This is a genomic window from Henriciella sp. AS95 (assembly GCF_038900055.1).
Lineage (GTDB): Bacteria > Pseudomonadota > Alphaproteobacteria > Caulobacterales > Hyphomonadaceae > Henriciella.
Genome location: NZ_JBBMQM010000001.1, coordinates 1,786,858 through 1,803,618 on the forward strand (window position 1 = coordinate 1,786,858; position 16,761 = coordinate 1,803,618).

The window sequence follows — 16,761 nt, forward strand, 5'->3', positions numbered from 1 at the left end:
GGTAGCAGTTTGCGGCGATGACAGATACAAATCCGACCGCCGCAATCTGCCTCATCGGCGATGAACTCCTCTCAGGACGCACTCGCGACGTCAATGTTCAACAGATTGCGAGCTTCCTCGCTCCATATGGAATTCCGGTAGAGGAAGTCCGGATCGTTCCAGACGTTCATGAGCGGATTGGTGAAGCGGTCAACCAGCTTCGCGAACGCTACACTTACGTTTTTACGACCGGTGGTATTGGTCCGACGCATGACGATATCACGGCTGATGCGATTGCTGGCGCATTCGGTGTCGGGATCGACCATGATCCGGACGTCTTCGCGATGCTGCAGGCGCGCTATGATGACATGGAGACGGAATTCACCGAAGCGCGACAGCGAATGGCTCGACTCCCGCATGGCGCAACGCCGATTACCAATCCGGTGTCAGGTGCGCCCGGTTTCCAGATGGGAAATGTGTTCACGCTGGCAGGCGTGCCATCCATTGTACAAGGCATGTTGGGCGACATCGGCCACCGCCTCCAGCAGGGCACGGTGGTGAAAAGCGTGACTGTTCGCTCCGCTGGCCTGCGCGAAGGCGATATCGCTGAAAAGCTCGCGGCGCTGGCAGAAGAGGCTGATGGCGTGAGCCTTGGGTCGTATCCGTGGTTCCGGTCACCCACAGATCACGGCGTCGCCCTTGTGGCCCGGTCCGGCGATCAGGAAAAGCTCACTGCGGCAGAGATGAAACTCGCAGACCTCATTCGCAGTGTCGGCCAGGAACCAGAGGTCCTTCAGGACGGGGCGACGTGAACCTGATTGTGTCATTCCTGACGCGTACGCCGGTTATCATCGCGGCGTTCGTCGCCACCATAGTGGTAGGGTGGAGCTTTACGCTGATTATCGCGGCCGTAGACGGTGCGCTTCTGGATACAATCTTGACCGGTGATGAGGCCAGCGCCCGTCTCGCAGAAATGACCGGCGATCAACGCTATGTGCATTTCATCGGCACGATTGCAAATGACACCCTTTTCCCCATCGCCTATGGCAGCTTTTTTGCCGGGCTGGCGGCACGTTTCGCGCCTGAGAAATTACGCACCTGGGTCGTTCTGCCGGCGCTTGCAACGGTGATCGTCGATCTGGCGGAAAACACCGTGCAGGCGCTCGCGCTAAGTGGGACGGCCGACTATTTGGGCTTCAAGGATGTTCTCACGCCCCTCAAATACGGCTTGTTCTATCTCTCGCTGATCCTTGCGCTGGGTTTTGCGGCACTGGCGTTAGCGCGCTGGCTGGTCCGCAGACTCAATTCATAAAATCCACTCTAGAAGTTTCGGAGGAAATCCATGTCTGACCCAATCGTGCTCGTTGAAAAAGACGGCCCTGTCGCAATCGTCACGCTGAATCGACCGGACGCATTGAATGCGCTGAGCCGCGCATTGCGCCGCGAGATCGTGCAGACCTTTCAGAAGCTCGCCCAGGATGACGATGTCCGCGTTGCTGTCCTGACGGGTGCCGGTCGAGCGTTTACCGCGGGCGTCGACCTGAAAGAGGCCGGTGAGACCGGCTTCGCCCTTGGCGTCGATGGCGGCGACATTGATCTTGCCAGAGGGCTGGCTGAGTTCCCGTGGCCAATCATCGGTGCGATCAACGGTTTTGCGATCACGGGCGGCTTCGAACTCGCCCTCATGTGCGACGTCCTGCTTGCATCCGAGAACGCTAAATTTGCTGATACTCATGCCCGCGTCGGCATCATGCCAGGCTGGGGACTGAGCCAGAAGCTGTCACGCATGATCGGCACCAGCCGCGCCAAGGAGCTATCCTTTACAGGAAACTTCCTCGACGCCGACACCGCTGAGCGCTGGGGACTCGTCAATCGGGTGTACAAAGCCGACGAGTTGTTGCCGGCAGCGATCAAACTCGCCCATGATATGGCATCTTGTGACGCGGCCATGCTGCGCAAATACAAGAAAGTCATCGACGAAGGCTTCGCATTAAATTTTGGTGATGCAATGAAGCTCGAAGTCACCCGATCTGCTGAACATGCTGCAGGAGTCACGGCAGATAGCGTCGAGGCTGCTCGCAAATCCGTGACCGAACGGGGCAGGGGACAGAAAGGTTGAACTACGGTAAGCTTCCAGACGGGAGCTGAGTGCGTTCAGGGTTTTCAGCTCCTGTCCGGAACAGAATGTCAGGAGCCTCCTCAATGTCCCCACGCCACAAATCCCTTCGCCGCATATCGGTTTTCACCGCACCGCTCGTTTTTGCTTTTCCAGGCTGGTCGCAGATCGCGACCAGCAATGAGGATGGCGCAACGGGCGCCTATTCTTCGGAAGTTGATTCTTCTTTCGTCGCAGAAGGCCGTTTCGGCCCGCGAACAGCCATCGATGACCTTCGCGCCAATGTTGATCGCGACCGGGAAACCGTCGAACGGATCCGGCTTCAGCAATTGCGCGAATTAAGGCCCGAGGCTCCAGTTGAAGGCCCGCCCCCACCCCCTGCGGCGGAGGACGGCGATTCGCCGGTTCCAGATTCTGTTCCTGCGCCCGAATAGCGGGTCTCCGGGAACTGGTCTGCGTAAATCTCGTTGGTTCACAAACAATCTGAACCAAGGAGTTCGCCATGTCCGCCCGTCTGGTCGCTGTATCGCTTTCTGCAATTTCTATTGCAGTGCCAGCTATCGCGCAGAGCGCCGGTAATGCGAGTGCAGCCTCAGCATTTGATTCGCGGGGCTGGTCGACCGAGACACAGGTCATCCGGTCTGGAACGAGCGAGCTTTTGGGCGGCCCGGTCAGGCAACCGGGGGAAATCAGGCTCGCGAACGATACCGGTCCGGATTACTACTATGACCATAAACCGGCCTCAGCTGGCGTTTATGCGCGCGTGCCGGCAGATCGTAGCGAGACAGACATTTCGCGGGACGCAGATATCCGGCCCGCAGCTATCAAACCGGCGACAGCGTCGGGTATCTCTGAACAGGATGATTATGTGCGGCCAGGCACGCAGGTTCAGACGATTTCCGGAACACCTCTCGGCCGAATAGCGCTGGTAGGCCGCGCTCAGTCTGACGGGGTAAGGTCGGTCTGGGTACAACCGCCCAATTCCAATAGCGCTCAGATGCTACAGGTGAACATTCGGTCGGTCACTTATAGCGGCGGCGAATTCATCGCTGTTGCAGGCTGATTTGTTTACCTCCGCGACGACCTGGCACTTGCAAGCCTGACTGCAATTGAGTGTAGTCCGCTTCAATTATTGGAGGGAATTACACTATGAGAGACGTCGTCATCTGTTCGCCGCTTAGGACCGCCGTGGGCGGGTTCGGCGGTAGCTTCCGGGACCTACATGCGCATGAGTTGGCGACAACCGTCATTAAGGAGCTGATGGCGCGGACGAATCTGCCAGCAGAAGCCGTTGAGGACTGTGTCTTCGCGCAATGCTATCCTTCCATGGAAGCGCCAGCCTTTGGGCGCGTGGTCGCTCTTGATTCCGGTCTCACGATAGAAACGGCCGGCATTCAGATTGATCGGCGTTGCGGGTCCGGGCTGCAAGCCGTGATTTATGCGATCATGCAGATCGCGACCGGCGCCAGCGATGTAATGATCGCCGGCGGCGCGGAATCGATGTCGAACGCGCCATTCTTTTCAAACAATATGCGTTGGGGCCTGAAAGGCGACGGGCTCATGCTTTACGATGGGCTTTCTCGTGGTCGCTATACGGCTGGCGGCAAGAACTTCCCTGTGCCGGGTGGAATGATCGAAACGGCAGAAAACCTGCGGCGGGACTATGAGATTTCGCGCGAAGACCAGGACAGATTCGCTGTGAACTCTCACAAGAAAGCCGCTGCGGCACAGGCTGCAGGCAAGTTCGATCAGGAGATCGTGCCGGTCACTGTGAAGACGCGCAAATCCGAAACCATCGTTGATAAGGACGAGCATATTCGTCCGGACTCCAATTACGAGAAGCTCTCAACGCTTCGGCCTATTCGCGGCAAGGTCGACCCAGACGCGACGGTTACGGCAGGAAACGCGTCTGGTCAGAATGATGGCGCCGCCGCTTGCATCGTCTGCACTATGGAAGCTGCCGAGAAGTACGGTCTGACGCCGCTTGCCCGCCTTGTGAGCTGGTCGGTCGCCGGCGTCGGCCCTGGCGTGATGGGCATTGGCCCCGTGCCGTCATCGACGAAAGCGCTCGACCGGGCCGGGCTCAAACTTGCCGATATTGATGTAATCGAGCTGAACGAAGCCTTCGCCTCTCAGGTGCTGGCTTGCACCAAGGCGCTCGGTTTCGAAGATGGGGACTATGATCGGCTGAACCCTAACGGGTCCGGTATTTCACTCGGTCACCCGGTCGGATGTACCGGCGTGCGGATCCTGACGACCATGCTCTATGAGATGCAGCGTCAGGAAGCGCGTTATGGTCTCGAAACCATGTGCATAGGCGGCGGTCAGGGCTTGGCCGCTGTGTTCGAACGAGTATCGTAGAGGCCGGCTTGCGGGCACGAGGCGCTAATCCCCGTGCCCGTTCAGGTCATTTCCTTTCAAGTTCCGCTGCTTCTGCGAAGGCGTCATCAAGATAGGCCGCAAGGCGAATGCCACCTTGAGAAAGGCGCGTCCGGATAATTCCGAGATTGTCATAGACATACTGGTAGGAGAGATCGCGCGCGGTCTCCGGCGGATACACCTGTTTGCGTAATTCCGCGCTTTCGTCAGCCCAATCGGCCGGACCGGATGCGGCCCAGGCCGTTATGTCTTCAGGCGAAATCTTCGCGTTCAGCCAATCTGACCATTCGGTGTAGGAGAGCTTCTGGCGATCAATAATTTCGGCATCCCACACAGAATGTAAATTGGTCAGCTCATCGAAGAAGGACACGGTGATATCGTTTCCGCCTCGGTCCGACCCATTGCCAGCATGCATGGGCTGCTGCAGGTCGCCAACCAGATGAACAATGAAACGCAATGCCAGCTGCTTGTCTTCATGGCTCGAATTGGGATCGATCAGCAAGGCGCGGTACTTGGCAAGGGCCGTAACAGCATCGCCCTCTTCTGGTTTAAGAACAGTGGCGTAACTTTCATTTTCGGGAATGGTAACATAGTGCCATGGGTTGGCTTCGCTGCGCCAGAAGTCGCCAGGGGCGGAACGCATGAAGTCTGGCCAGGTTGATGCTTCGGCCAATCCTTCGCTGCCGAGGATTTGTTCAACAGCGGCTTTGCTTTCAGGTGATAGGTGACGTTCGGCTATCTCACCGATTACTCTGTGGCCAGTCTTGTCCCAGGCGCTGGCGGGAAACGTCGCCGAAGCGATAAGTAGCGCGGCAGTAGCAATGCAACGGATTCGTATAATCAAGGGACAACCTCCAAAAACGCAGATGGAGGCTTCATTTCTAGACGTTCGGCTCTTCACGTCCAGAAATGCTCAACAGAGGCAATTGCAATAGCTGTGATCCTTCAGGGCTTGTATGGCACGCCCATTCCCTTGTATGCGATCGGCTCGCTTTCGCTGCGGGCGTGGCGAAATTGGTAAACGCAAGGGACTTAAAATCCCTCGGCCGTATGGCCTTGCCGGTTCAATCCCGGCCGCCCGCACCACGCTCGACTTTGTATTTTAGGAAATGCGGTCTTCGCCGCGCTCTTCGCGGTCGGCAAAGGCATCAATTTCAGCCCGGCACTCGGGAATGTTTTCCAGCACTGTAGCGCTGACAATCAACGCAGAATGCACTTCGCCATCTCCCTCAGACAGAGGAAGGGCGTATTCGCCGGTGTCATAGCCGTAATCAGAAGAAACTGGAATGAGCGGTAGGCCCACTTCACATGCTTGGGTGACCTGAGTGAGTTCGACCTCGGTGAGGGCGACGGACTCGGCGTTAGCAGCGGCGGCTCCTGTGAAGAGCGCTACGGCGGCTACGAAGAATTTCAAACGTGTATGCATGGGATCTCTCCCTTCGCTTTCTGCTGAATTACAAACAAAAAACGCTGCATGAGCAGGACGGTTCCGGCGCCGCTGAAAATATGTTTACGAATGCGTAATGAAATTCGGCCCGGGGGCTCGAATCAGGCTGTTCGCAACAGGATGAAAACGAACGCTGAATAAAGCGCGGAAAGCGTCACAAATTTTCCAGCGGCAGCCAGCATGAAGGGGCGCAAATCGTTCCAGCTGGTCTCGCGTGCGATTTCCGACACCTTTCGAGCGACGTCCTGGGTGAGCTCGTCCATCTTGTGGCCGGCGAGGGCGAGCATGATATGCGTTGCGCGGCCGGTCTTGATTTCCCCAGCCTCGTCGAGGACCTGTTCGAACACGCGCGCGGCGATGGTTTCACCAATCGCCCTCTTGGGGCGCCAGCCATGACCGTGGAGCTTGGAAACAATCAGCCGACCGGTCGGAAAAAATACGATTGCATCGCGAATCAGGAAGACGGCCAGCATGACGACGACGATGCCTGAAAAGACAGGGTGCGGGTAAAGGCCAACCCGATAGAAAAACCATGCTGCGATCAGCAAGAGCGCCTTGATAAACACGGCCTGCACAAATTGCGTGAGGCTTTCGCGCAGATAATCCTCTGCATGACCGCGAATGCGCTGTCGGGCATCCTGCGCGGCCTGCTCAATGAGTGACTGTTTCTTGCGATTTACCGCGCTGTCGATGGCCTTGCGGCCAAGCGTGACGCCTGTCGTCAGTGCGGAAACGAGTAGGAAGGCTGCTCTCAACACGAAAAGCCCTCCGCATGGGCGAAGGGCTCGTCGGTCGGATGAGCCGGCAGCTGGTGCATCACCAGTTTACATCAGTTCGTCGGCGAGTTTTTGCAAGCCTTTAGCTGCCTGCTCGGGATTGGCCACAATGAAATAGCCAGCAGCCAGAGCGGCTGATGCGGCTGCAATTGGTCTTTTCTCAACCAAAGCCGCAATCGTGTCGAAAGGCAGCTCAGCCAGCATATCGGCTGTCGCATTTTCAAATTGATCGAGCTCTTCCTCGGTTGATTTACCAGGTTTTATGAAGATGATCGCGCAGATGCATGACAATGTCAGCATGATGCACGCCATAGTGAAACTGCCCCAGATCAACCCAATGGTTGGTGCCAGAGCGAGCGCGCCAGCGACGCACAGAGCGGAAGCGCCGATGAGGCCAAAAAAAGCCGCACCGACACTCGCTACTATTCTGATTTTGGCTACATCCATCGCCAATTAGTCCTATTTGCGGCGCAGGGCTGCAAGAAGGACACCCGTGCCAAACGCAATGCCGACGGAGGTCAGCGGATTGGCGCGGACTTTATCTTCGAGATAGTCCTTGCCTTTGGTGGCTTCGGATTTCGCCTTATCAAGGTATTCCTTGGATTGCTCGACGCCTTTGTCGAGGCTCTTGGCGGATTGGCCCTTGATGTACTTGCTGGAATTGCCAGCCAGTGACTTGACGTCGTCGCGCAGCTGGGAAATGTCAGCTTTCAGTGCATCATAGTCGCTTTTGGCGGCTTCAGCAGCGTGCTTGATATCAGTATTGCCGTTTTTCTTCTGGGAAGTGGTCGTGATAGCCATTCTGCTCTCCATTCGTGTAACTTCGCTTAAACAACGGCGGGGTAGGCCATAGAGTTCCGAAAAATCCTGATAAGGGGAATTTAGGAACCTCCGCCGGGGTCGAGCTTTGAAAAGGGGATGAAAGTGTTCCGGAACAAATTTTCCCAATATGTGCGCCTGTCCGAAGATGCGTGGACGCCATTCGATGATCTGGATCAGCGCTCAGAAACCTTTGAAGCGGGCGAAGATCTCATCGTGGCCGGGCAGGACGCCAATGAAGTCTTCGTGCTGCAGGCGGGATGGGCGTTGCGATATCGGCTTCTGGAGGATGGTCGTCGGCAGATTGTGAACTTCATGCTGCCTGGCGACGTCTTTGATCTGCAATCGCTCTCTGATCTTAAGGCTGATCACACAGTGACCGCGATCACCGATTGCGATGTTACCGTCATTCCGTCCCGCCCCTTTGTGAAGATGCTCCAGGAATCGTCGCACATCGCGGCCGCTTTCTGGTGGTCGGCGGTTCAGGAGGATTCGATCCTGCGAGAACAGATTGTCCGTATCGGTCGTCGTTCGGCGCGCGAACGGATTGGTCATATGCTGCTTGAGCTTCACCGACGCTATGCGGGCGCCACAGGTGAAGAAACAGACGAATTGGTCATGCCGGTGACTCGCGCCGATATCGCCGATGCCTTGGGTTTAACCCCCGTACACGTGTCGCGCACCATGTCGGCCATGCGCCGGTCGGGGCTTATTGAGGAGGAGCGCGGATCGATCAGACTGCTTGATCGCGAGCGCCTTTCACGTCTGTCGCATTTCGACACCGATTATCTCCATCTCAAGAAGCTGGACCTGCTGAAAAAGGAGATGGCGGCGAATGGAAAAGGTGACGCAGCCGGACTAACTCAGATTAATGCGCGCGAGAAAGAAGCGCCGTAGAATCGCGAATTTAAGGATTCGTATTGCAGCTTTCTATTCCACATTCTTCGGAGCGAGAACCGCTCTTGCGTCGCCTCCGTCGGATGGGCCGGATCCTCACTGGGGATCAGAAAGTTGCCGATAGCGTCTTGGAAGATGCTTTTGTGCGCGCCAGATCCGCCATTCGGGCGCCGGAGGCGTTCATCGCCGCAACCGATATTTTCAAGCTTGGCTTTGACGCGTTCGATGACGCTGTTCACCGCAAGGGCGTGGTCGTTTTGCTGAACCGGGCAGGGGCGCGCGACGGCTCGCTCGGTGAGCGCGTCAATCAGCTCAGCTATGTTGAGCGTGTCGCGATTGCCTTGCTTTTGATTGAAAATATGAGCCCGAAAGTTGCAGCAATCCTGTCGGGGCGTCCCGCTTCCGTGCTGGAAGAGAGCCTTTCGAGTGCGATCGAAATTCTAAGTGAAACGAACGAGACTAACGGACTATGAGTAAGGACAGCAGTTTGAGAAAAAGGCTCAAATCCAAGCTGAAAGATATCACCGCCGACAAGCCAGAAGCTTCACTCATGCAAGCGTTTGAGGCGCTGGGTGGGGAGATGGCGGAGCCAGACGGCATTGATGCGCTTCCGCCAAAAATCAAAGCGCCGCGCAGACGAAAGGCGGCGAGAGTGACCGATGATAAACCTGATGGCGAACAGAAGTCTGGCTGACCCGGCGGCTACTGCTGCCTAACTGTCGAATATGCCTTGGGCGGCAGCGATCGAATTCAGATCCCGCAATGAGTAGAGGTATGCGGCGAGGCGCCAGTCCCCTTCGCATTCTTCGGCGGTCGCCGCCAGCGCATGGGCTGATGTCAGAAGCCGGTCAGACCACTGAGCTTCATGTTCTTCCGGGGAGACTTTTCGGCCTTTCTGAAAGACGAGCCATTCAAGATAGGATGCGACGACGCCTCCTGAATTGAACAAGATGTCTGGCCCGACCGTCACATCGCGGTTCCGCAAGATTTCGTCAGCTGATGACGACACGGCCGCATTGGCGATTTCCAGAACAAATCTGGCATTCAGCTCGGTCGCATTTCCTTCCGTCACGGCGTCAGAAATCGCTGCCAGACATATGACGTCGGCGGGCACACCAATAATCGCTTCGGTATCGTCAGTATAATCAAGCGTGCCGTCTGCCTTGGCCTGCAGTACATCGTCTGGATTTAGACCATCCTCGTTTCTAACCATGCCGGTACTGTCCGACATCGCGATAATCTTGCATCCAGCCTGCGCGGCTGAGCGAGCAAATTCAGCCCCCGCTTTACCCATGCCCTGAACGGCGATGCGAGACTTTGCCAGATCAAGATCCAGATCAGCGGCGAGCTTGTCGAGAATGAAGAAGGCGCCTTTGCCCGTCGCACCCTTGCGCAGGGGAATACCGCCCATGTCTTCCGGTTTTCCAGTGACGGCGCCTCGCGCCATACCGTTGGCCTTGTGCCGGATACCGGCAACCATGGCCTCCATGTCATCCGACGTCGTGGCCGTGTCAGGCGCGGCTATGTCGTTATCCGGTCGCAACACATCCGAAAAAGCCTCACCATAGGTTTCGGCAAGCTGGTAGCGTTCTTTGTCGGTCAGGCCTTCGGCCTCGATGCGGACCGCTCCCTTCGCGCCGCCGAAGGGCAGATCGAGGAGGGCGCACTTCAATGTCATCAGAAAACCGAGTCGGGACACCTCATCTGAATTCGCACTCGCTGCAAAACGAACGCCGCCCTTGGTTGGGCCTTTCAGATTATTGTACCGGCAGCGCCAGGCGCGCGCATATTGGCGTTGCCCATCGTCGCGCCGGATTGTGAGTTCCCGTTCGATGACTTCATGAGGGAGCGATAGAAGCTTTCGGATGTCTTTCAGGTCAGGATCGGCGTCCACTGCGCGATCTAGTCGTCCGACGGCTTGTTCAAGTAATTCTGGCATGAATGGCCTTCCTATCCGAGCAACGTCGCAAGAGAAGGCCGGTTCCGTGTCTTACTGGGCCGCAACCTTGCTGTCCGAGGGATGGAAGAACAGTGCCTGACCAATCGCCGCCTTCACCGTGTTTTCCTGGAACGGTTTCGGGATGAGATAGGTCGGTTCCGGACGCTCGCCTGTAAGCAGGCGCTCGGGGAATGCCGTGATAAAGATGATCGGCACGTCCATTTCCTCGAGAATCTCGTGCGCAGCATCAATGCCGGATGAGTTGTCAGCGAGTTGGATATCGCAAAGGATCAGACCCGGAGGGTTGGCGCGCGCCATGGCAACGGCTTCCGTGTGAGTCGTTGCATTACCGGTAACATCGTGGCCAAGCTCTTCGACCAGGCTTTCGAGGTCAGCTGCAATGACCGGCTCATCTTCGATAATCAGAACCTTGGTCGACAGCGTCGCTTCGATGTCTGCGTGCGCCTTGGAAATGAGTTCCTCAACCTGCTGCACTGTCTTGCCGAGAATGGTTGCAGCTTCCGAAACCTGAAATCCTTCAAGTGCGGTCAGCAGAAACGCCTGACGTTCAATCGGCGCGAGCGCCTGAAGACGTTTTTCCGGGGAAGTGCCCGCATCATCAGCGCGCTCCAGGCGCGCGCCGGTCGAGCCCCAGATGACGTGGAAAAAACGATACAGCGCCTGGCGGGGTGGCAGGTCGCTGCTGACTTGAGTCGGATCTTCTGCGAGCGCGGTGAGCGATGCGCGTATGTAAGAGTCACCGCTCTCCTGACTACCTGTCAAAGCCCTCGCATAACGGCGCAGATATGGCAGGTGTGGACCAAATTGTTCGACAAGACTCATAATTACCCTCGTAATCTTTGTTACACCAATAACTTGTCTTCATTAGAAAGGTTGCAAGCTTCTGCAGTAATTTTTTGCATTTCCTGGAACTTTCTCGTTTCGGCGCGTTATACAGGCATATTATCGATGATGCGGAATTCCATGAATTACAAAGCGAGCTATATGAGTCAGACCAAAAAGCCTGATGCAGATGCGAGCCGTTCGAAGACGATCAGGCAGAAACGTATCGGCGATCAGCTACGCCGTTTGTACGATGATGTTACAAACGAACCCGTGCCTGATGAGTTCATGAATCTTCTTGAGCAGGCAGACAAATCCTCGAAACAGAAATAGAGATAGTTTTGACCCAGCCGACCATGGATGATCATGCGTTCAAGTCAGAACTTGCTGAACTCATCCCACACCTTCGTGCTTTCGCCCGCAGCCTCTGTGGAAATGCGACTGCTGCAGACGATCTAGCCCAGGAAGCCATGCTCAAGGCATGGAAAGCCCGCGCCAGCTATCAGGCTGGCACGAATCTGAAAGCCTGGACCTTCACGATTCTGCGCAACCTTTTCTATTCCGAAAAGCGTCGAAGCTGGCGTCGTCAGCAACTCGACCCGGAAGTTGCAGAAGCAACACTGGTTTCAAACGACGATCCGTCCGCTGCGATTGAACTCCTGTCCCTCCGCAATGCGTTGGACGAACTGCCTGAAGACCAGCGCGAGGCTCTGATCCTCGTCGGTGCAGGTGGCTTGTCTTATGAGGAGACCGCAGAAATCTGCGGATGTGCAATCGGCACGATCAAGAGCCGGGTCAGCCGCGCTCGAAAGGCCGTTACTGAAATTCTCGAGGCCAAGATGTCTGGCCTCGCTGGAGACCATTCGCTTAGTGCCGCGGATGCGTTCGAGGATATTATGAGACAGGCGGACGAGCTATCGCGTGACCTCCCGGCAGACGCCTGAGACCCGCCAGCCCGTTCAGAGAGGGTCGCTTCGCCTGCGATTGTTGTTTACAATCGCAATGGCGTTGACGCCTATTCTGATTTTTGCTGGCTTCCGCACCTATCTGAACGCACAGGACTCACGGGCCGAACGCCGCGGCCAGCTCGTGGGAATCGCAGATCGCGCGCTCGACGAAATCGAGCAGGTGTTGTCCACGGTCGATACGCTGCAGCAGATTTATGCGAGCAATATCGTATCTGGCCAATGCGAGCGGGTCTTCAACGATATCTCTCCACGGGTGCCGCAATTGGCAAACGTCGCCTATTTCAATGCTGAGGGCGTCGTAAAGTGTGTGGCGGTTGGCGAAGCCGGTGGCAATACGGCTCAGCCCGGAGCGCTTGAATTGCTACGCGGCGGCCAGAATTCGGTTCGAACCGATGCCTTCTATGGCCCGCGCAGTCAGGCATGGCTTTTTTCCACACTTCGCCGCGTGGACGATGATGATGGTCAGTTTGCCGGTGCGGTGTCATTTGCATTGCGAACAGAAGGCATCATTCGCACGCTGCAACTCACCAACCTCCCGACTGACGTCGAGCTCGCTATTTCTGATGGCGAAGGACAGATCTTTGGCAGTAATCGCTTCGTGGAGCTGCCCGTAAAATGGATCGCTCAGGCGACAGGCGACGAGGATGGCGAGTTGTTTGTCGCAGAAGACAGTGAATTGGGCTCTCTCGATGTCGTCGTCCGTGCTATTGTGGACGAGCGCATGTACGCGATCATCTCGCGGCCATCGCCCGGCCTTTTCAGTGAATTCACATTAGAGCCGATTGAAACGGTGGGTATTCCGCTCTTGTCTTTCAGCCTGGCGCTGATCGCGGCCTGGCTTGCTGTGGACGGGCTGGTCCTGAAATGGCTCGCGCGCCTGCGCCGACTTGCCCTCATCTATGGCGAGGGTCATTACAATTTCCGCATCGGCGAAGAGTTTGAAAACGCGCCCGATGAAATCGCTAATTTCGCGACAACCTTCGATGGCATGGCCAATCGGATTGCTGAGCGTGACGCGAAACTTCGAAGCGCCATCGCGACACGGGATGCAGCGGTGAAAGAGATCCATCACCGCGTGAAGAACAACCTTCAGATCGTCGCGAGTTTCCTGAATCTCCAACGCCGCCAGGTCCAGGATCCGAATGCCCGCGAAGTGATCTCGGCCGCCCGTCACCGCATCGATGCATTGTCGATTGTGCACCAGACTCTTTACCAGCATGAGCGGCTGGAAACCGTTCACATGCAGCCATTCCTCGAAGCGCTGCTGTCACACCTTGGTGGCGCGTTAGGTATGGGCGAGAGCGGTGTCACCATTGAGAGTGATATTGCCGACATTGATCGGCCGGCCGACGATGCCATTCCGGTCGCTCTGTTCATTCTTGAAGCCGTGACCAATGCGATGAAATACGCCTTCGATGAGGATGGCGGGACCATCACCGTCAGCCTGCTTGAAGATGGCGAAGAAATCGTTCTCAAGATCATTGATGACGGGTACGGCGCGGAGCTGGATGAAGATGCTGCGTCCGGTTCAACAGGCCTCGGCGCGCGTCTGATGACAGCTTTCGCAAAACAGCTCCGCGGAACGATGAACCAGACCTCCAGACCCAATGAAGGGTTCATTGTGGAACTTAGAATGCCGAAGGAAACTGCTGAGAAGCAGGAGGGGAACTTCTAGTCTTCTTGGACGGCTTCACTGCCAACCGTGACATGCGGGTCGGCAGAATTGGCATCGGGGTCAAGTCTGTGTGGCTTCTCGGGAACGAACCTGTCACCATGCAGCGCGTATACCGTCACCTCACATGTTTCGCCTGAGACATCGATGACGTTGAAGCTCGCTGGATAATCACGCAGGCGCGTCGATAGCGTACCTGCTGAGACGGCGACGTAAGACTGGTCGAGATGATCCACGACCGTCACGGACGGCGAGTGCACATGTCCTGTCAGCAGAAACCCTATACCACTCTGCGCCAGTCGACGGCTGGCCCGGCGTCCGCGCCGCGTCGCCGTACGCATCGGTGCTTCAGGCGGCGACAGGAAGGGGTGGTGGCAAATCAGGAAGCCATGCCTCTCATCAAGAGGGGAGACCTCCGAGATCGCCGTTTCAAGGTCTTCCAGGTTCACAGAGCCTTCCGCCCAATTGCTACGAGTCTGCCAACCGCGGGACGTGTTGATGCCCACAAGTTTCGCCTTTTCCAGCACAGCCGGTTTTGACAGGTCTTCGAAGTAGCGATCGTGTCGCTCGAACGGCGCAACGACGCGCTCATAAAGGTTCAGCAGGGGCGTATCATGATTGCCGGCAACCACGACTTTCGGCATGTCGAAGCCGTCCAGCCAATCGCGAGCGGCCTGGAACTCAGCGCGCTTGCCACGCTGGGTCAGATCTCCGCACACAGCCATAGCATCGGCGCCAACCGCTGATATGCAATCGTCGAACGCGTCTAGCGCGCGTGTATTTTCTGTACCGAAGTGAATGTCGGCAACCTGGATAATTCTGGTCATTCAATCTGAGCGGATATCGCCTTGCCCGCCTTGCTGATCCGGCCGAACTTGGTACCCGACTTAAGCCGAACCGGTTCGCCGTCGAGGGTAACGCGCAGTTCGTATCCCTTTTCCTCTTCAATCGTCACTTCGCGGGCGCGCAGCGTCTGAACACCAGAAGCGTCTCGCCAGTCGGAAAAAAGCGCGCCAATGCCCGATGCCGCAAGCTCCAACGGATTGTCCGGGTCGATATAGGCATACTCCAGCGTGTCGTCGCCTGCTTCGCCAACGAACATTGCGGTTGCGGTCGCAAAACCATCAATCACTTTGTTCTGCTCATTGGTTAGTTTGAAAGTCATATTCGTGCGCAAGTCGAGAATGTCGCTACCGGCCAGCTTTTCGATCGCTTGCAGGAACTTGCCTTCTCGAACAGCCTCCCTTGGCCCGGCAAGATCTGTCAAGGCACCGACCATAGCGGCGACGTAAAAGCGTCTGTCGCCCGCGCAACCGGCCGGCACATCAATAATGCGGCCGCCATCAAGCGCGCGTCTCAGGCATTCGTCCCAGGTGCACGGACCGCCGTGAATCTGCTTGTGAAAAAGGTTCATCGTCCCACCGGGGAGGGGAAGAATAGGGGGGCCGTCAGATCCAACGCGTTCGAACGTGCAGGCGATTGTGCCATCGCCGCTCCACACGATGATCATGTCTGGCTCTGACTCGATACAGGCATCAATCGTTTCGACGAAGTCGCTTTCACCAAGAACCGTGATGTCACAGTCTTTGCCGAGTTCTGCCATCAGCTCCGACAGTTGCGCTTCGGCATCAGCCGGCACACTTCCTGAATTTGGGTTTATCAGCGCTGCAATCCCGCTCATCGGCTGCCTCGAAGCGCCTTGATGAGTTCGTCCTTCGTCATGTCTGAGCGGCCACTGATGTCGAGCTCCGCAGCACGATCATAGAGGTCGTCCTTGGTCCACTCTTCATAGGGCGGTGACTTCCCGCCTTTTTCGGACGGGTCCATATCTGGATTAGCTTTCGCATTAGCGATGCGCGCGGCCGTGCCTTTCGAATAGCCATCCTCGCGGAGGGCTTCGTATGCGTCATCATCTTTTATGGAGGGGCCATGCGATTTGGCCATGATTGCGGACCTTCAATCTGTTGAATGTAAAAACTAAACGTCAGGCGATTTTTTTTGTTCCGCCGCGGGAACCGCGCATCCTGCAGGCGCGTATGCTTCTCATGACGCTCGCATTAAGATCCTATAAACCGACATACCACCCCGCAACGGGGCCGATCGGAGACGTCGGAAGGATCTTCCGCAGGCTGGGCGGCATGTCGCGCCTGGACGTCGTATTCTCGATGCTGGGCGTGGCATGCGTTGCGTTCTGGTCGTGCCTTGTTTCTGATAAACGGAAGGTAGCGTCGGCGGCGATAATGCCTGCCGTTTACCTGCTTACTTACATCCCGGCCGAACCGGTCGCGGCATTCGCGGAATAGTCAGCGCCATGCGGCGTCGAGATTCAGCGCGAACAAGCCCCTCCTGTCTAATATTCCGAGAGCACCAGGGTTGAGTGGGGTTGGGGTAACGGCACTGCTTCAGGCGAGATCACCAAAGTCTACACCCGGAAAACAACGGTCGAACTCAAAGGCAATGACATTAAACGGAATGCATCGTCTGACGAGCCGGCCTGTCTGATTGAGCAATCTGATGGTGCCGACGTGCTGAAATCGCACAGCGAAGGTCCGTAAGGCCGACTGATTTTTTTTATTATCAAGCACGCATAAAAAAAGCGCAGCTCGAAAGCTGCGCTTTTCCCGTGTCAGTGTCAGGCGACTATTTAGCGCCTGCATCTTCCGCTGCTTGATCGACAGCTGAACCGGTCGCTTCAACGTCTTCGCCGACGCCTTCTACCGTATTACAGGCGGCTGCAAAGAGCGCCATAAGGCTAAGGCCGGTGACGAGAAAGATGTTCTTTTTCATGGAATTCTCCTGACTTGTTTTCGGAAGAGAGGCAACGTGCACACATGGTAAATGGTTCCAAAAAGAATTTCAGGAACCGAATTCATGGAGCGTCCGTTGGTTAGACATCGGCGAAAGGCCGTTGAAACAAAACTAACCG

At 56.5% G+C, this 16,761-nt stretch carries 23 protein-coding genes, 1 tRNA gene and 1 pseudogene; 14 read left to right on the forward strand and 11 right to left on the reverse strand.

Going from position 1 to position 16,761, the window contains the following annotated elements; genetic code table 11:
* The first annotated feature begins 17 nt into the window (after positions 1–17).
* The 6 genes from WNY37_RS08835 (at position 18) to WNY37_RS08860 (ending at position 4,456) form a co-directional block, all read left to right on the forward strand.
* Positions 18–791, forward strand: coding sequence for a molybdopterin-binding protein (locus tag WNY37_RS08835; RefSeq protein ID WP_342973096.1), 774 nt, complete (start codon positions 18–20; stop codon positions 789–791).
* Positions 788–1,291: a hypothetical protein gene (locus WNY37_RS08840; RefSeq protein ID WP_342973097.1), complete on the forward strand. Its 504-nt coding sequence runs from the start codon at positions 788–790 to the stop codon at positions 1,289–1,291. Before WNY37_RS08835 ends, WNY37_RS08840 begins: the two co-directional genes overlap by 4 nt.
* A 30-nt stretch (positions 1,292–1,321) precedes the next feature.
* A complete protein-coding gene (locus tag WNY37_RS08845) occupies positions 1,322–2,098 on the forward strand; it encodes an enoyl-CoA hydratase (protein WP_342973098.1) in 777 nt (258 codons plus the stop codon).
* An 83-nt stretch (positions 2,099–2,181) separates the two neighbouring features.
* A complete protein-coding gene (locus WNY37_RS08850; protein WP_342973099.1) occupies positions 2,182–2,529 on the forward strand; it encodes a hypothetical protein in 348 nt (115 codons plus the stop codon).
* A 68-nt stretch (positions 2,530–2,597) separates the two neighbouring features.
* On the forward strand, positions 2,598–3,158 hold the full coding sequence (locus WNY37_RS08855) for a hypothetical protein (protein ID WP_342973100.1): 561 nt from the start codon (positions 2,598–2,600) through the stop codon (positions 3,156–3,158).
* Positions 3,159–3,244: 86 nt separating this feature from the next.
* On the forward strand, positions 3,245–4,456 hold the full coding sequence (locus WNY37_RS08860) for an acetyl-CoA C-acetyltransferase (protein ID WP_342973101.1): 1,212 nt from the start codon (positions 3,245–3,247) through the stop codon (positions 4,454–4,456).
* 46 nt (positions 4,457–4,502) lie between these two features.
* On the opposite strand, the gene WNY37_RS08865 is transcribed toward WNY37_RS08860, so the two are convergent.
* Entirely contained in the window at positions 4,503–5,375 is an 873-nt protein-coding gene (locus tag WNY37_RS08865) for a S1/P1 nuclease (RefSeq protein ID WP_342973102.1), read from the reverse strand.
* Between the two features lie 98 nt (positions 5,376–5,473).
* Here WNY37_RS08865 and WNY37_RS08870 point away from each other — a divergent pair.
* Positions 5,474–5,560 (forward strand) — tRNA-Leu (locus WNY37_RS08870).
* A gap of 16 nt (positions 5,561–5,576) precedes the next feature.
* On the opposite strand, the gene WNY37_RS08875 is transcribed toward WNY37_RS08870, so the two are convergent.
* The 4 genes from WNY37_RS08875 to WNY37_RS08890 form a co-directional block, all read right to left on the reverse strand.
* Positions 5,577–5,900, reverse strand: a complete 324-nt coding sequence (locus WNY37_RS08875; protein ID WP_342973103.1) for a hypothetical protein — start codon at positions 5,898–5,900, stop codon at positions 5,577–5,579.
* Between the two features lie 122 nt (positions 5,901–6,022).
* The gene (locus tag WNY37_RS08880) at positions 6,023–6,679 is read right to left on the reverse strand and encodes a hypothetical protein (RefSeq protein WP_342973104.1); all 657 of its coding nucleotides are present in this window, start codon (positions 6,677–6,679) and stop codon (positions 6,023–6,025) included.
* A gap of 66 nt (positions 6,680–6,745) precedes the next feature.
* Complete coding sequence (locus WNY37_RS08885) at positions 6,746–7,144, reverse strand: hypothetical protein (RefSeq protein ID WP_342974887.1); 399 nt, start codon at positions 7,142–7,144, stop codon at positions 6,746–6,748.
* A 12-nt stretch (positions 7,145–7,156) separates the two neighbouring features.
* Complete coding sequence (locus WNY37_RS08890; RefSeq protein WP_342973105.1) at positions 7,157–7,498, reverse strand: hypothetical protein; 342 nt, start codon at positions 7,496–7,498, stop codon at positions 7,157–7,159.
* A 117-nt stretch (positions 7,499–7,615) separates the two neighbouring features.
* On the opposite strand from WNY37_RS08890, the gene WNY37_RS08895 reads away from it, so the two are divergent.
* From WNY37_RS08895 to WNY37_RS08905, 3 genes are all read left to right on the forward strand, one after another.
* Positions 7,616–8,413 (forward strand): Crp/Fnr family transcriptional regulator, encoded by a 798-nt coding sequence (locus WNY37_RS08895; protein ID WP_342973106.1) that lies wholly within the window; start codon positions 7,616–7,618, stop codon positions 8,411–8,413.
* A gap of 143 nt (positions 8,414–8,556) precedes the next feature.
* On the forward strand, positions 8,557–8,886 hold the full coding sequence (locus WNY37_RS08900; RefSeq protein WP_342973107.1) for a hypothetical protein: 330 nt from the start codon (positions 8,557–8,559) through the stop codon (positions 8,884–8,886).
* Positions 8,887–8,900: 14 nt separating this feature from the next.
* Positions 8,901–9,107: a hypothetical protein gene (locus WNY37_RS08905; protein WP_342973108.1), complete on the forward strand. Its 207-nt coding sequence runs from the start codon at positions 8,901–8,903 to the stop codon at positions 9,105–9,107.
* Positions 9,108–9,125: 18 nt separating this feature from the next.
* On the opposite strand, the gene WNY37_RS08910 is transcribed toward WNY37_RS08905, so the two are convergent.
* On the reverse strand, positions 9,126–10,352 hold the full coding sequence (locus WNY37_RS08910; RefSeq protein WP_342973109.1) for a Glu/Leu/Phe/Val dehydrogenase: 1,227 nt from the start codon (positions 10,350–10,352) through the stop codon (positions 9,126–9,128).
* A gap of 51 nt (positions 10,353–10,403) precedes the next feature.
* Positions 10,404–11,195: a response regulator gene (locus tag WNY37_RS08915; protein ID WP_342973110.1), complete on the reverse strand. Its 792-nt coding sequence runs from the start codon at positions 11,193–11,195 to the stop codon at positions 10,404–10,406.
* A 141-nt stretch (positions 11,196–11,336) separates the two neighbouring features.
* On the opposite strand from WNY37_RS08915, the gene WNY37_RS08920 reads away from it, so the two are divergent.
* Genes WNY37_RS08920 through WNY37_RS08930 form a run of 3 tightly spaced genes read left to right on the forward strand, consistent with a single transcriptional unit; the run spans position 11,337 to position 13,838 of the window.
* Complete coding sequence (locus WNY37_RS08920) at positions 11,337–11,528, forward strand: NepR family anti-sigma factor (RefSeq protein ID WP_342973111.1); 192 nt, start codon at positions 11,337–11,339, stop codon at positions 11,526–11,528.
* A 23-nt stretch (positions 11,529–11,551) separates the two neighbouring features.
* Positions 11,552–12,139 (forward strand): sigma-70 family RNA polymerase sigma factor, encoded by a 588-nt coding sequence (locus WNY37_RS08925; RefSeq protein ID WP_342974888.1) that lies wholly within the window; start codon positions 11,552–11,554, stop codon positions 12,137–12,139.
* Positions 12,117–13,838 carry a sensor histidine kinase gene (locus WNY37_RS08930; protein ID WP_342973112.1) on the forward strand — a complete coding sequence of 574 codons (1,722 nt, stop codon included), beginning with the start codon at positions 12,117–12,119 and terminating at the stop codon, positions 13,836–13,838. The genes WNY37_RS08925 and WNY37_RS08930 overlap by 23 nt, the downstream gene beginning before the upstream one ends.
* On the opposite strand, the gene WNY37_RS08935 is transcribed toward WNY37_RS08930, so the two are convergent.
* Genes WNY37_RS08935 through WNY37_RS08945 form a run of 3 tightly spaced genes read right to left on the reverse strand, consistent with a single transcriptional unit; the run spans position 13,835 to position 15,779 of the window.
* Entirely contained in the window at positions 13,835–14,662 is an 828-nt protein-coding gene (locus WNY37_RS08935) for a metallophosphoesterase (RefSeq protein WP_342973113.1), read from the reverse strand. The two genes, WNY37_RS08930 and WNY37_RS08935, sit on opposite strands and share 4 nt — an antisense overlap.
* A complete protein-coding gene (locus WNY37_RS08940) occupies positions 14,659–15,516 on the reverse strand; it encodes a diacylglycerol kinase family protein (protein ID WP_342973114.1) in 858 nt (285 codons plus the stop codon). Before WNY37_RS08940 ends, WNY37_RS08935 begins: the two co-directional genes overlap by 4 nt.
* On the reverse strand, positions 15,513–15,779 hold the full coding sequence (locus WNY37_RS08945) for a Rho termination factor (protein ID WP_342973115.1): 267 nt from the start codon (positions 15,777–15,779) through the stop codon (positions 15,513–15,515). The genes WNY37_RS08940 and WNY37_RS08945 overlap by 4 nt, the downstream gene beginning before the upstream one ends.
* Positions 15,780–16,216: 437 nt before the next feature.
* On the opposite strand from WNY37_RS08945, the pseudogene WNY37_RS08950 reads away from it, so the two are divergent.
* Positions 16,217–16,390, forward strand: a pseudogene (locus tag WNY37_RS08950) (DUF2945 domain-containing protein); the annotation flags it as partial.
* Between the two features lie 85 nt (positions 16,391–16,475).
* Here the strand turns inward: WNY37_RS08950 and WNY37_RS08955 are convergent.
* Positions 16,476–16,622: an entericidin A/B family lipoprotein gene (locus WNY37_RS08955; RefSeq protein ID WP_342973116.1), complete on the reverse strand. Its 147-nt coding sequence runs from the start codon at positions 16,620–16,622 to the stop codon at positions 16,476–16,478.
* Positions 16,623–16,761 lie beyond the last annotated feature (139 nt).

Coding starts and splice junctions, on each gene's coding strand:
- WNY37_RS08890 (WP_342973105.1), bottom strand. CDS start 7,498: ATGGCTATCACGACCACTTCCCAGAAGAAAAACGGCAATACTGATATC.
- WNY37_RS08850 (WP_342973099.1), top strand. CDS start 2,182: ATGTCCCCACGCCACAAATCCCTTCGCCGCATATCGGTTTTCACCGCA.
- WNY37_RS08855 (WP_342973100.1), top strand. CDS start 2,598: ATGTCCGCCCGTCTGGTCGCTGTATCGCTTTCTGCAATTTCTATTGCA.
- WNY37_RS08915 (WP_342973110.1), bottom strand. CDS start 11,195: ATGAGTCTTGTCGAACAATTTGGTCCACACCTGCCATATCTGCGCCGT.
- WNY37_RS08885 (WP_342974887.1), bottom strand. CDS start 7,144: ATGGATGTAGCCAAAATCAGAATAGTAGCGAGTGTCGGTGCGGCTTTT.
- WNY37_RS08845 (WP_342973098.1), top strand. CDS start 1,322: ATGTCTGACCCAATCGTGCTCGTTGAAAAAGACGGCCCTGTCGCAATC.
- WNY37_RS08940 (WP_342973114.1), bottom strand. CDS start 15,516: ATGAGCGGGATTGCAGCGCTGATAAACCCAAATTCAGGAAGTGTGCCG.
- WNY37_RS08910 (WP_342973109.1), bottom strand. CDS start 10,352: ATGCCAGAATTACTTGAACAAGCCGTCGGACGACTAGATCGCGCAGTG.
- WNY37_RS08945 (WP_342973115.1), bottom strand. CDS start 15,779: ATGGCCAAATCGCATGGCCCCTCCATAAAAGATGATGACGCATACGAA.
- WNY37_RS08895 (WP_342973106.1), top strand. CDS start 7,616: ATGAAAGTGTTCCGGAACAAATTTTCCCAATATGTGCGCCTGTCCGAA.
- WNY37_RS08920 (WP_342973111.1), top strand. CDS start 11,337: ATGAATTACAAAGCGAGCTATATGAGTCAGACCAAAAAGCCTGATGCA.
- WNY37_RS08875 (WP_342973103.1), bottom strand. CDS start 5,900: ATGCATACACGTTTGAAATTCTTCGTAGCCGCCGTAGCGCTCTTCACA.
- WNY37_RS08835 (WP_342973096.1), top strand. CDS start 18: ATGACAGATACAAATCCGACCGCCGCAATCTGCCTCATCGGCGATGAA.
- WNY37_RS08955 (WP_342973116.1), bottom strand. CDS start 16,622: ATGAAAAAGAACATCTTTCTCGTCACCGGCCTTAGCCTTATGGCGCTC.
- WNY37_RS08860 (WP_342973101.1), top strand. CDS start 3,245: ATGAGAGACGTCGTCATCTGTTCGCCGCTTAGGACCGCCGTGGGCGGG.
- WNY37_RS08925 (WP_342974888.1), top strand. CDS start 11,552: ATGGATGATCATGCGTTCAAGTCAGAACTTGCTGAACTCATCCCACAC.
- WNY37_RS08935 (WP_342973113.1), bottom strand. CDS start 14,662: ATGACCAGAATTATCCAGGTTGCCGACATTCACTTCGGTACAGAAAAT.